General features: G+C 65.1%; 13 protein-coding genes. 4 read left to right on the top strand and 9 right to left on the bottom strand.

The features are described from left to right. Positions 1-12: 12 nt before the first annotated feature. The 3 genes from Q2M23_RS31090 to pheS form a co-directional block, all read right to left on the bottom strand. Positions 13-789 carry a sulfite exporter TauE/SafE family protein gene (locus tag Q2M23_RS31090; RefSeq protein WP_076833750.1) on the bottom strand — a complete coding sequence of 259 codons (777 nt, stop codon included), beginning with the start codon at positions 787-789 and terminating at the stop codon, positions 13-15. A gap of 215 nt (positions 790-1,004) precedes the next feature. Next, positions 1,005-3,413 (bottom strand): phenylalanine--tRNA ligase subunit beta, encoded by a 2,409-nt coding sequence (gene pheT, locus Q2M23_RS31085; RefSeq protein WP_316398082.1) that lies wholly within the window; start codon positions 3,411-3,413, stop codon positions 1,005-1,007. Between the two features lie 163 nt (positions 3,414-3,576). Beyond that, the gene (gene pheS, locus Q2M23_RS31080; protein ID WP_316398081.1) at positions 3,577-4,659 is read right to left on the bottom strand and encodes a phenylalanine--tRNA ligase subunit alpha; all 1,083 of its coding nucleotides are present in this window, start codon (positions 4,657-4,659) and stop codon (positions 3,577-3,579) included. A 207-nt stretch (positions 4,660-4,866) separates the two neighbouring features. Here pheS and Q2M23_RS31075 point away from each other — a divergent pair, with 207 nt between their 5' ends. After that, the gene (locus Q2M23_RS31075; protein ID WP_057020377.1) at positions 4,867-5,277 is read left to right on the top strand and encodes a hypothetical protein; all 411 of its coding nucleotides are present in this window, start codon (positions 4,867-4,869) and stop codon (positions 5,275-5,277) included. Between the two features lie 16 nt (positions 5,278-5,293). On the opposite strand, the gene rplT is transcribed toward Q2M23_RS31075, so the two are convergent. From rplT to infC, 3 genes are all read right to left on the bottom strand, one after another. After that, complete coding sequence (gene rplT, locus Q2M23_RS31070) at positions 5,294-5,653, bottom strand: 50S ribosomal protein L20 (RefSeq protein ID WP_018269297.1); 360 nt, start codon at positions 5,651-5,653, stop codon at positions 5,294-5,296. Between the two features lie 74 nt (positions 5,654-5,727). Further along, the gene (gene rpmI / locus Q2M23_RS31065; RefSeq protein ID WP_008539890.1) at positions 5,728-5,928 is read right to left on the bottom strand and encodes a 50S ribosomal protein L35; all 201 of its coding nucleotides are present in this window, start codon (positions 5,926-5,928) and stop codon (positions 5,728-5,730) included. A gap of 432 nt (positions 5,929-6,360) precedes the next feature. Then, positions 6,361-6,900: a translation initiation factor IF-3 gene (infC, locus tag Q2M23_RS31060; RefSeq protein ID WP_026192043.1), complete on the bottom strand. Its 540-nt coding sequence runs from the start codon at positions 6,898-6,900 to the stop codon at positions 6,361-6,363. A gap of 228 nt (positions 6,901-7,128) precedes the next feature. On the opposite strand from infC, the gene Q2M23_RS31055 reads away from it, so the two are divergent. Both Q2M23_RS31055 and Q2M23_RS31050 read left to right on the top strand, forming a co-directional pair. Continuing rightward, complete coding sequence (locus tag Q2M23_RS31055) at positions 7,129-7,923, top strand: alpha/beta hydrolase (protein WP_168856194.1); 795 nt, start codon at positions 7,129-7,131, stop codon at positions 7,921-7,923. A gap of 178 nt (positions 7,924-8,101) precedes the next feature. Further along, positions 8,102-8,569, top strand: a complete 468-nt coding sequence (locus tag Q2M23_RS31050; protein WP_316398080.1) for a nuclear transport factor 2 family protein — start codon at positions 8,102-8,104, stop codon at positions 8,567-8,569. Positions 8,570-8,675: 106 nt separating this feature from the next. Here Q2M23_RS31050 and Q2M23_RS31045 read toward each other — a convergent pair whose 3' ends face one another. The 3 genes from Q2M23_RS31045 to Q2M23_RS31035 are packed head-to-tail and all read right to left on the bottom strand — an operon-like array spanning position 8,676 to position 11,339. Continuing rightward, on the bottom strand, positions 8,676-9,473 hold the full coding sequence (locus tag Q2M23_RS31045) for an acyl-CoA thioesterase domain-containing protein (protein ID WP_168856196.1): 798 nt from the start codon (positions 9,471-9,473) through the stop codon (positions 8,676-8,678). 34 nt (positions 9,474-9,507) lie between these two features. After that, the gene (gene queG / locus Q2M23_RS31040; protein ID WP_316398079.1) at positions 9,508-10,698 is read right to left on the bottom strand and encodes a tRNA epoxyqueuosine(34) reductase QueG; all 1,191 of its coding nucleotides are present in this window, start codon (positions 10,696-10,698) and stop codon (positions 9,508-9,510) included. Further along, positions 10,647-11,339 (bottom strand): glutathione S-transferase family protein, encoded by a 693-nt coding sequence (locus Q2M23_RS31035; RefSeq protein ID WP_057020382.1) that lies wholly within the window; start codon positions 11,337-11,339, stop codon positions 10,647-10,649. The genes queG and Q2M23_RS31035 overlap by 52 nt, the downstream gene beginning before the upstream one ends. A gap of 263 nt (positions 11,340-11,602) precedes the next feature. On the opposite strand from Q2M23_RS31035, the gene Q2M23_RS31030 reads away from it, so the two are divergent. Beyond that, the gene (locus tag Q2M23_RS31030; protein ID WP_316398078.1) at positions 11,603-12,409 is read left to right on the top strand and encodes an undecaprenyl-diphosphate phosphatase; all 807 of its coding nucleotides are present in this window, start codon (positions 11,603-11,605) and stop codon (positions 12,407-12,409) included. Positions 12,410-12,523 lie beyond the last annotated feature (114 nt).

Below are 12,523 nucleotides of genomic sequence, written 5' to 3'. Positions count from 1 at the left end.
TGTGCTGCGACCCTAGCCGCCGCGCAGGATGCCATCAAGCGCCGGCAGGCCGACGATGACGGCAGCCGCGATCAGCGCGTAGCAGATCGCGCGAAACACATTTTCGCTCGCCTTGCCGAACAGCGCGGCGCCGAACCAGACTCCGATGCCGTAGATCGGGCCGACGATCAGCGAGAACTTGACCGATTCGATCGTGATCAGGCCGGTGAACCAGTAGCTGACCAGCGAGAAGAAGTCCGAGGCACCGAAGAACAGCACGATATTGGCGCGCGAGATCACCGACGAGATCGGGCGGCCCAGCCAGTAGGCGACGATCGGCGGGCCGCCGGTCTGCGCGAGGCCGCTGCAGAAGCCGGAGAGGCCGCCGACGCCGACGGAGAGGGCGACGTGCTCCTTGCCGTGATAGCGCCAGCCCGACAGCAGCAGTGCGAGCAGCACCGCGACGAAGCAGGAGATGATCCAGCGCGTCGTGACAGGCTCGAGCACGGTCAGGAAATAGGTGCCGATGGGGACGCCGACCAGCGCGCCGGCGACCATGACCGCGGTCGCCTTGCGGTCGGCGTGGGTCCAGGCGTTCGGCAGCAGCGGCGTGGCGGCGATGAAGTCGATGACGAGCAGCAGCGCCGCCACCAGCCGCGGCGCCGCGACGCTGCTCGCGAGCGGCATGAAGATCAGCGCCGAGCCGAAGCCCGAGAAGCCGCGCGCCGTGCCCGACACGAAGGCGATCGCGCAAATCGCGAGCGCGATGCTGGTCGAGATGTCGGAGGGGATCAGGCTGAAGGAGGTCATGAAAGGATAACGAGATTCGACTAGCTGGCTGGCAATTCAAAGCGCCCCTACTCAGACCCGTCATCCCCGCGCAAAGGCTTCGCCTTTGTCGCTGGAGGTGCGAGCAGAGCGAGCCTCGAAGGATGCACGGCCACAGGCGGGGCCGTCGACCCTTCGAGACGGCCGCTACGCGGCCTCCTCAGGGTGACGGTGCAATAGACCGCCTGTGGTTCACATCACCCGCGCAGCGTGCCGCCGGTCTTCTTGGTCACATCGGCGACGACCTTGGCGGCGACCGCGTCGATCTCCTGGTCGGTCATGGTCTTCTCGCGCGGCTGGATCGTCACCGCGATCGCGATCGACTTCTTGTCGGGGTCGATGCCCTTGCCTTCGTAGACGTCGAACACGGTCACATCAGTGATCAGCTTCTTGTCGACATTCTGCGCCGCGCGGACGATGTCGCCCGCCTTGACGCCGCGATCGACGATGAAGGCGAAGTCGCGCGACACCGGCTGGAATGCCGAGAGCTCCAGCACCGGCTTGGCGCGCGTCGCCCGCTGCTTGCCTTGCGGGATGCGCTCGAGGATCACCTCGAACACGATCATCGGGCCGTCGGCGCCGAGCGCCTCGGCCGCACGCGGATGCAGCTCGCCGAAAGTGCCGAGCACGTTCTGCGGGCCGATCTGGATGGTGCCGGAGCGCCCCGGATGCAGCCAGGCCGGACCGCCGGGGACGATCTGCAGCGCCTGCATCGGCGCGCCGGCGGCCGCCAGCACGGCGAAGGCGTCGGCCTTGGCATCCATCGCATCCGCCGCAGCCGAGCCGGTCCAGTGCCGCCCGATCCCCTTCGCCGAGGCGAAGCCATGGCGCACGCCGGAGGCGGCGACCAACTGGTCCTCCGGGCGGTCGCCGCGGAACACCTGGCCGACCTCGAACAGTGCCACATCGGGATAGCCACGATTGATGTTGGCCTGAACCGTCGCGACGAGGCCCGGCAGCAGGCTCGGCCGCATGTCGGAGAGATCGGCCGCGATCGGGTTGGCAAGCACGAGCTCGCTCTGGCCGCCGCCGAACAGTTTTGCCGCGTCATTGGTGATGAACGACCAGGTCACGGCTTCCACCATGCCGCGCACGCCGAGCGCGCGCTTGGCACGGCGGGTGCGCAGCTGCATCGGCGTCAGCACCGGCTTGCGCGGCTCCTCGCCGCGCTCGAACGGCGTCATCGGCACCTTGTCGACGCCGACGATGCGCACGATCTCCTCGACGATGTCGGCCTTGCCGTGCACGTCGGTGCGCCAGGACGGGATCGCGATCTTCACCACGGGGCCGTTGCCGGCCAGCATGAAGCCGAGCCGGGTGAGGATCAGCTTCACCTCGACCAGCGGCACCTCGATGCCGGCGAGGCGCTTCACTTCACTGAGCGGGAAGTCGATGACGCGATCCTCGCCGAACTGCTTGCCGACCACGACGTTCTCGGACGGCGTGCCGCCGCACAGCGCCAGCACCAGCTTGGTCGCGAGCTCGAGCCCGGGCACCATGAAGGCCGGATCGACGCCGCGCTCGAAGCGATAGCGCGCGTCCGAATTGATGCCGAGCTTGCGGCCGGTCTGCGCGATGTTGATCTCGTTCCAGAGCGCCGATTCGATCAGCACGTCGGTGGTGTTGTCGTCGCAGCCCGAGGCTTCGCCGCCCATGATGCCGGCGAGCGATTCGACGCCGTGCTCGTCGGCGATCACGCAGATGTTGCTGTCGAGCGTATAGGTGCGGCCGTCGAGCGCGAGCAGCGTCTCGCCGTCCTTGGCGCGGCGGACGGTGAGGTTGCCCTGCACCTTCTTGGCGTCGAACACGTGCAGCGGGCGGGCGCGGTCGTAGGTCATGAAGTTGGTGATGTCGACTAGCGCGTTGATCGGGCGCAGGCCGATCGAGGTCAGCCGCTTCTGCAGCCATTCCGGCGACGGGCCGTTCTTCACGCCGCGCACCAGCCGCAGCGCGAAGCCCGGACACAGCGTGGCGTCTTCCACCTTCACCTCGACCGGGCAGGGGAATTCGCCCTTGATCGGCCTGATGCCGGGGTCTTTGAACTTGCCCATGTCGGCGGCGGACAGATCGCGCGCGATGCCGTGCACGCCGGTGCAGTCCTGCCGGTTCGGCGTCAAATTGATCTCGATGGTGGGATCGCCGAGCCCGGCCCAGTCGGCATAGCCCTTGCCGAGCGGCGCGTCCGCCGGCAGCTCCATGATGCCGTCGTGATCCTCGGAGATCTGCAATTCCGCCGCCGAGCACAGCATGCCGCGGCTCTCGACGCCTCTGATAGTGCCGACGCCGAGGGTGATGTTCTTGCCGGGGATGTAGGTGCCGGGCGGCGAGAACACGCTGATCAGCCCGGCACGCGCATTCGGCGCGCCGCACACCACCTGCACCGGCTCAGCCCCGTCGCCGGTGTCGACCATGCAGACACGCAGCCGGTCGGCATTCGGATGCTGCTCGGCCGAGATCACACGCGCGATGGTGAACGGCGCCAGCGCCTTCGCCTTGTCCTCGATGTTCTCGACCTCGAGCCCGATCATGGTGAGCTTGTCAGCGAGCTTGTCGAGCGGCTCGTCGGTCTCGAGATGTTCCTTCAGCCAGGAGAGGGTGAACTTCACGGCTGCATGCCTCGGTTCTTGTTGGTGTTGACTAGCGTGCTTGCGACGGCGGCAGGGCTCCCTCCCCCTTTGCGGGGGAGGATTGGGGAGAGGCGTAAGCCACTTGCTCGGAAGGACGTTGCGCTGTCGGAGAGAGCGCGACGTAGGTCAAGGAGAACCTGACTCACGTACTCAGCCCTCCCGCGATCGACGGGATGTCGAGCGGCTTGAAGCCGTAGTGGCTGAGCCAGCGCACGTCGCTGTCGAACAATTGGCGCAGGTCGGCGATGCCGTATTTCAGCATCGCGATGCGGTCGATGCCCATGCCCCAGGCAAAACCCTGGTAGACGTCGGGATCGAGGCCGCAGGCGCGCAGCACGTTGGGGTGCACCATGCCGCAGCCGAGAATCTCCAGCCAGTCCTCGCCCTCGCCGAAGCGGATCTCGCCCTTGTCGCGGCGGCACTGGATGTCGACCTCGAGCGACGGCTCGGTGAACGGGAAGAACGAGGGCCGGAACCGCATGTTGATGTGGTCGACCTCGAAGAACGCCTTGCAGAACTCGTGCAGGATCCATTTGAGGTGGCCGAGATGCGAGCCCTTGTCGATCACCAGGCCCTCGACCTGGTGGAATTGCGGCGTGTGCGTCGCATCCGAATCGATGCGATAGGTGCGGCCCGGGCAGATCACGCGGATCGGCGGCTGCTGGGTCAGCATGGTGCGCACCTGCACCGGCGAAGTGTGGGTCCGCAGCAGCATGCGCGAGCCGTCCTCCTTCGGGTTGAAGAAGAAGGTGTCGTGCATCTCGCGCGCCGGATGGCCTTCGGGGAAGTTCAGCTTGGTGAAGTTGTAGTCGTCGGTCTCGATGTCGGGACCTTCGGCGACCGCAAAGCCCATGTCGGCGAAGATCGTGGTGAGCTCGTCCCAGACCTGGCTCAGCGGATGGATGCGGCCGGTCTCCGCCGGCGCCTCGCGCAGCGCCAGCGTGACGTCGATGGTCTCGGCGGCGAGGCGCGCATCGAGCGCGGCCGCTTTCAGCACGTCGCGCCTGGCCGCGAGCGCCTGCGTCACCGCATCCTTGGCGAGGTTGATCTTCGCGCCTTCGGTCTTGCGCTCCTCCGGCGACATCTTGCCGAGGGTGGCGAGCAAGGCCGAGATCGAGCCCTTCTTGCCGAGCGCCGAGACGCGGACCGCCTCGAGGGCGGCCTCGTCAGCGGCTGAGGCGATCTGGTCGAGGATGGATTGTTCGAGCGTTGCGAGGTCGGACACGGTCAATTCCTGCGCTTGAGCGGAGCATGACCCAGTGGGAAGAACCGCTACCCGAACCGATACCATGCGCCAAAATTCGGCTGGGTTGTCGCCGCCCGAAGGCGGTAACGTCAAGCGAAAAGCCGGTCATTTCGAGCCGGTGGCCGGCAGCATTGAACCCCGCGCGGAGGCCGGGCTACCCAAGGGGAGTTCAAGGAGGCCCACGCGATGTTGCTGCGATCTTGCCTGGCCGTGCCGGCGGTGCTGTTGATGCTCACCACGGCGCATGCCGCGACCGAGGAATGTCCCGCCAAATCGACCCAGATGGACGACATCATCGCGGAGCTTCAGAAGGCGCCGAGCTGCAACCGCGCGATGAAGATCTTCGAGGCGTGCGAATACGGCGCCAGCGGAGACGTCCAGTTCGGCGCCGTGGTCGAGAAGAGGTGCGAGGGGGACTTCCTGTCCGGCCTCGGAGCGTCGCAGAAGAAGGCCTATGCCGGCCAGCTCAAGCGCTGCGACCACAAATACGACCACGAAAGCGGCACCATGTACCGCTCGTTCACGGCGTTCTGCCGGGCGATCGTCGCCCAGCGCTATTCGCAGAAGGCGCTGAAGGCGGGCCCCAAATCGCGTTAGGGCCGCCCCGCCAGGATCAGGCGGCCAGCGCGGCCTTGGCCTTCTCGGCGATCGCCTGGAACGCAACCGGCTCGTGGATCGCGAGATCCGACAGCACCTTGCGGTCGACGACGACGCCCGACTTGGAGAGGCCGTTGATAAACACGCTGTAGGTCATGCCGAACGGACGGACCGCGGCGTTGATGCGCTGGATCCAGAGCGCGCGGAAGGTGCGCTTCTTGCGCTTGCGGTCGCGGAAGGCGTACTGGCCGGCCTTTTCGACGGCCTGCTTGGCGACGCGGATGGTGTTCTTGCGGCGGCCGTAATAGCCCTTGGCGGCCTTGTAGACTTTCTTGTGCTTGGCGTGAGCGGTCACACCGCGTTTGACGCGAGACATGACGGAAATCCTTGATCTGGAAGAGGTGACGGGGCGCCGCGCAGTCGCGGCGAGGGTTCAAGCGATCGGTGCGATCAGGCGTTCGGCAAGAAGTACTTCTTGACGTTGTCGCCGTCGGTCTTGAACAGCACGCGGGTGCCGCGGAGCTGACGGATTTGCTTCTTCGTCCGCTTGATCATGCCGTGGCGCTTGCCGCGCTGGGCGTGCATGACTTTGCCAGTGGCGGTCACCTTGAAGCGCTTTTTAGCGCCCGACTTGGTCTTCAACTTGGGCATTTGGCTCTCCTGTCGCACAGCACGAAAATCGCCCCGAGAGGCGTCCGGCCGGCTAAAATGCTCGTTAGAGCGTTGAAAGTGCTAAGGTTTTTTCCGAATTGAAAGAACCTGCACCAGACGTCGCCACGGCAGCCCTTGATCAGCCGGGCGGCGAAGGCCCGGCTTATGACAGAGGATCGGCGGTTTTGCAACGTTTGCGGCGCGAAATCGGGGTCGGAACCGTCTTCCCCTTCCCCCTGAAAGGGGGAAGGTCGGGATGGGGGTCAGCCGCAAGCGATCCCGTCTGCGGGGACAGCAAATCCCCACCCGCTTTGCTCGGCGAGCAAAGCGACCTCCCCTTTTCAAGGGGAGGTGGATCCGGGCTACGGAAACGAAACAGCCCGCCAGATCGCCTGACGGGCCATTTCATTTCAACAAAGCGACAAATTCGAACTAGCGTGGCGCCAGAACCATCACGACCTGGCGGCCCTCGAACTTCGCGTCCTGCTCGACCTTGGCGAATTCGGCGACGTCGGCCTTCACCTTGTCCAGCAGCTTGGTGCCGATCTCCTGGTGCGCCATCTCACGACCGCGGTAGCGCAAGGTGATCTTGACCTTGTCGCCTTCCTCGAAGAAGCGCTGCATCGCGCGCATCTTCACGTCATAGTCGTGATCGTCGATCATCGGGCGGAGCTTGATCTCCTTGATCTCGACGACCTTCTGCTTCTTGCGAGCTTCGGCAGCCTTCTTCTGCGCGGAATACTTGTACTTCCCGTAGTCCATGATCTTGCAGACGGGAGGGCTGGTATTCGGCGAAATCTCGACGAGATCCATGCCGGCTTCCATGGCCATCTTGATGGCCACCATGGTTTCGACGGTGCCCTGATTGACACCCTCCGCATCGATCAGCTGGATCTGTGCGTTGCGAATCTCGTCATTGGTGCGCGGCCCTTCTTTGGCGACTGTGGGCGGGGCTCTATTGGGACGGCGAATGGGTAACTCTCCAAAGTTGTGAAAGGGAAGGCGGATATTTTGAAGCAAGATGCTGCAACGGGCAAGCGAACTCGCTTCTTAAGCGGCAAAACCGCCAATTGCGAGGCATTTTGGCCACGCCCGGCACATATAGCGGGCTCGTCTGCTCCGCAAGGCAGGGGTCGCAGCCGTTGACCGGTGCCGCGCGACAATTGAAAAGCAGATGTCTGACACGCGAGTGACCGAACCATGAGCCAAACCGCCGCATCGGAACAGGAACCTGCCTTCATCGAGGTCGGCGAGGGCAGCGAGGCGCGCCGGATCGCGGTGCGGGCCCGTGCCGGCAGCAATCCCGGGCTGTTCTGGCTCGGCGGCTTCAAGTCCGACATGGCCGGCACCAAGGCGCTGGCGCTCGATGCGTGGGCGGCCGAGCACGGCCGCGGCTGCGTCAGGTTCGACTATTCCGGCCACGGCGAATCCGGCGGCGATTTCGCCGACGGCACCATCGGCCGCTGGCTCGAGGAGAGCGTGGCCGTGTTCTCGCAGTTCTGCAGTGGGCCGCAGGTCGTGATCGGGTCCTCGATGGGCGGCTGGATGGCGCTGCTGCTCGCACGCGAGATTGCCAGGCGCGGGAACGGGAAAGCACAGCTCGCCGGCCTCGTGCTGATCGCGCCGGCGCCCGACTTCACCGAGGAGCTGATGTGGAAGGCCTTCTCGCCGGAGGTCCGCGCCGAGATCGAGGCCAAGGGCATGTGGCTGCGTCCGTCCGACTATGGCGACGGCACGCCCTATCCGATCACACGCAATCTGATCGAGGAGGGCCGCAAACATTTGCTGCTCGGAAGCAAGATCGACGTCGGCTGCCCGGTGCGCATCCTGCAGGGCGCGCAGGATCCCGACGTGCCGTGGAAGCACGCCTTCGCGCTGGTGCACCGCCTGCCGGCTGAAGATGTCGTGCTCACCATGATCCAGGACGGCGACCACCGCTTGTCGCGTCCGCAGGACATCGCCCGCATCATCGTCGCGGTGGCGGAGATCGGCTAAGCTTTTTTCCTTCTCCCCTTGTGGGAGAAGGTGGCGCGGACGATGTCCGCGCCGGATGAGGGGTTCTCTCCGCGGACACAGACCCCTCACCCGTCTCGAATGAGCTCTCGCTCATTCGATCCACCCTCTCCCACAAGGGGAGAGGGAAGAAGAAGCGAGGAGCCGGGAGAGGATACCAATGGACACGACAACAATGCTGCGCGCGTTCTGCGACGCGGTCGAGCAGCGCAACGGCAAGGCCTTCGCTAGCCTTTTCACCGAGGACGGCGTCTATCACGATGTGTTCTACGGTGCCTTCAAGGGCCACGGCAAAATCGGCGAGATGATCGACGACTGGTTCTACCGGACCGCGACCGATTTCCGCTGGGTGATGCATGATCCCGTGAGCGATGGCACAACGCTCTACGCGCGCTACACGTTCAGCTACCGCTCGACCTTGCCGGAAGCCAAGGGCGCGCGTGCGATGTTCGAGGGCGTCGCGATCATGCGGCTGCGCGACGGCAAGATCACGGAGTACCACGAGATCGCCAACACCGCGCCGGCCTTCGTCGATTTGAACTTCGCGCCGGAGCGGATCGCCAAGATCGTCGGCAAGCAGGGCGCGGAGCTGAAAGCGCGGCCGGAGATGCAGCGGCATCTGGCGTGAGGACTCTCCGTCGTCATTGCGAGGAGCGAAGCGACGAAGCAATCCACGCCTCGGCAAGCCGAGACATGGATTGCTTCGCTTCGCTCGCAATGACGACGGTGAGAGCCTACGGCGGCGGCGGATTGGTCATCGGCTTGCGCTGGGCGAGCGCGGCCACCGTGGAGGTGCCGATCGGACCCTTCTCGTCATAGAGCCAGCATTCGCCGATCGCGATGCCGTCCGTGGCGTGATGGTTGACGACCTCGAAGCCGATCCAGTTGGTCGCCGGCAAACGATGCAGATAGATCGTGACGTCGCTGTTGATGTAGCCGAGCCCCTGGTCGCCGGCATTGGCGAAGGGGCTGGCGAAATCCGCGCCGGTCGCGACATGGACGAACGGCGTCATCTTCACGCCCGCGACGAGCTCGCGCACCTCGCTCATCCAGAGCCGTCGCTCGCCGAGCGAGCCCATATGGCCGACGATCGGCCGCGTCTCCCATTTGCCGTTCATGCCGAGCCTCGGATCGGTCGGCTTCGGAATCTCCGATGGCGCCGGCACCTGCCAGTTCGGCGGCGACCACACATTGCCAGGTGCATTTTCCGTCCTGCGCAACAATTGGCAGGAGGCGCGCGCCATGCTGGTGCCGCCGGAGACAAACTCGGCCTCGATCATCTTGATGCGCATGCCGTCGCGCACGAGCTTCGTCGTCACCTCGATCGGCGTCGTGATGTTGGGCAGCCGGAACATGTCGACCGTCAGCCGGGCGGGGACGAAATCGTCGGAGCCGTGGCGCTCCTCGATGACGAAGGCGAGGAGGCCGATCACGACGCGGCCGTGCAGGGATTCCGGACTCCACGGTCCGTTCGCAACGGCCGTCGGCATGAAGCCGTCGCCGTGCCTGGTGAAGAAGGGCTGGTTTGTCATGGCGTGCGACCATGACGGGAATGGCGCGATGAAATCAAGAGGCGGTGGCCGCGCGCCACTCCTGCTGCACGGTGACGTCGGGCTCGCCGCCAGCCCGCGACGCCAGCGCCGCGAATGCTTCGCGGGCGGTCAGTTGCGACAGCGCCCACACCGCGGCGCCGCGCACCAGCGGGCTCGCGTCGTCGAGCAAACGCCGCGCTTCAGCGGCAAGGCTTGCGTCACCGGAGTTGCCGATCGCGATCAGCACATTGCGGATGAAGCGGTCGCGGCCGATGCGCTTGACCGGCGACTTTGTGAACAGCGCGCGGAAGGCGGCATCATCGAGCCGTGCGAGATCGGCAAGCGCGGGCGCCCGCAGCGCATCGCGCGCGGCGAGCTTCTGCTCGCGCCCCGCTTGCGCGAACTTGTTCCACGGACACACCGCGAGACAATCGTCGCAGCCATAGATGCGGTTGCCGATGCTCTTGCGGAATTCGTGCGGGATCGGACCCTTGTTCTCGATCGTCAGATACGAGATGCAGCGCCGCGCATCGAGCTTGTAGGGCGCGGGGAACGCCGCGGTCGGACAGATGTCCTGGCAGGCGCGGCAGCTGCCGCAATGATCGGCCTCGGCAACATCGCGCGGCAGCTCGGTAGCCGAATAGATCGCGCCGAGAAACAGCCACGAGCCGAATTCGCGCGACACGAGGTTGGTGTGCTTGCCCTGCCAGCCGATGCCGGCTGCCTGGGCAAGCGGCTTCTCCATGACAGCGGCGGTGTCGACGAACACCTTCACCTCATCGCCGGTGATCGTGGCGAGCCAGCGCGCCAGGACCTTCAGCCGCTTCTTGATCACGTCATGATAGTCGTCGCCCTGCGCATAGACCGAGATCGCGCCATGCGACCGGCGTGCAAGGATGTCGAGCGGGTCGTCGTCGGGCCCGTAATTGACGCCGAGCATGATGATCGAGCGCACGCCGCCCCACAGCACGCGCGGATCGGTGCGCCGCTCCGGATTGGCCGCGAGCCAGTCCATGTCGCCATGGCCGCCGGAGCCGAGGAATTCGAGGAAATATTTTCCGGCCTCGCTGGTCGCATCAGGCGCGGTGAAGCCGACGGCGTCGAAGCCGAGCGCATGCGCCTCGCGCTGAAGCGCTGCCTTGAGATCGGAAGGGGAGAGCCTGACCGCCGGGTTCAGAAGTCGAGATCCACATAGGTGCGCGACGCCGGCACCCCCGCCAGCCATTCGCTGAGCAGCGGGCGGAACGACGGGCGGGACTTCACCCGCGCGTACCACGACTTTGCCGCGTCGTCCTCGCTCCATGGCACGTCGCCTAGATAGTCGATCGCCGAGAGATGCGCCGCGGCGGCGAGATCCGCGTAGGTCAGGCGGTCACCGGCGAGATAGTTCCGCGTCTTCGCCAGCCAGCCGATATAGCTCAGATGATAGCGCACATTGACCTTGGCGGCGCGCATGATGTCGGGCGCCGGCGGGCCGCCGCCATTATCCTCGCTCATGAACCGCTTGTAGATCCGCTCGGTCACCAGCGGGTTGGAGGCTTCCTCGAAGAATTTCTCGTTGAACCACGCCATCAGCCGGCGCACCTCGACGCGCTCGGCCGTCGACGTCGGCAACAGCCGCCGATCGCCGGCATCGAGGCCGTGCGTCTCGTCGACATATTCGGCGATCACAGGCGCACCCGGAATCGGCGGAAAGCTCTCGGCGATCAGTACCGGCGTGGTGGCTGCCGGATTGAGCGCCAGGAACGCCTCGCGCCGTTCCCACACCCGTTCCTCCACAAGACGCAAATCGAGCCCATACTCGCCGAGCACGAGCCGAATGAAGCGCGAATGCGGACAGAACGGATGGTGATACAGCGTGTACATGAAGCCCTTGGTAGTTTCGCGGCGCTTAAGAAATCATCAACCTGTGCGGCCTGGACCTGTGCTTTGGCCAGACCAGTTCCGGTCGTCTCTATGTCGCGTCAGCACGCAAACCGGTAGCCACCCCCGCAGATGGCGCGGGTCACAAAAACGCTATAGCTCAGCAAATCGGTCGGGTAACCCATTGTTTGACGATTTTTTGCGATTGCGGCCAATGTGCGAATAAGCGAGAAGAATCCCGTTTTCCACACAGGGCAGGCCACAACATGATGACGGATATGCTGCGGGCGGTGATTCTCGGCATCATCGAGGGCGTCACGGAGTTCCTGCCGGTCTCCTCGACAGGTCACCTGCTGCTTGCGGAGCGCTTCTTCAATCTGGGCGAAGGCAATTTCTGGAAGAGCTTTGCGATCCTGATCCAGCTCGGAGCGATCCTCGCGATCCTCGCGCTCTACTTCGTCAAATTGTGGCGCGTGGCGCTTGGCATGTTCAGCAATCCCGACGACCGCCGCTTCGTGATCGGCGTGCTGGTGGCGTTCCTGCCCGCGGTCGTGATCGGCCTGATCGCCGGCAAATACATCAAGGAGTTCCTGTTCAATCCGTGGGTGGTCTGCTTCACGCTGATCGTCGGCGGCGCCGTGTTGCTGTGGGTCGATCAGCTCGATCTCAAAGTGTACGAGGACGATGCGACCCGCTTCCCGCTGCTGATGTATTTCTGGATCGGCGTCGCGCAGTGCCTGGCGATGATTCCCGGCGTGTCGCGCTCGGGCGCCAGCATCGTGGCGGCGATGCTGCTCGGCGCCGACAAGCGCTCGGCGGCGGAGTTCTCGTTCTTCCTCGCGATCCCGACCATGGTCGGCGCGTTCGCCTATGATTTCTACAAGAACCGGGCCGACTTCACCTCCGACAATCTCAGCGTCATCGCGGTCGGCTTCGTGGTGTCGTTCATCACGGCGATGATCGTGGTGCGGGCCTTCCTCAACTTCGTCACCCGCCGCGGCTTCACCTTCTTCGCCTGGTGGCGCGTGATCGTCGGCACGCTCGGCCTGATCGCGCTGGCGATGGGACGGTAAGGCGCGATGGACACCATCCCATCACCGTCACCCTGAGGAGGCCGCAAAGCGGCCGTCTCGAAGGGCGACGGCCCTGATCCTGGCCGTTCATCCTTCGAGGCTCGCCCAGCGGCG

Origin of the sequence: Bradyrhizobium sp. 33ap4 (genome assembly GCF_032654765.1) — a bacterium.
In the GTDB taxonomy this organism is placed as follows: domain Bacteria; phylum Pseudomonadota; class Alphaproteobacteria; order Rhizobiales; family Xanthobacteraceae; genus Bradyrhizobium; species Bradyrhizobium australafricanum.
The sequence above is the reverse complement of the archived record's forward strand: the minus strand, read 5'-3'. Positions and strand labels throughout refer to the sequence as shown.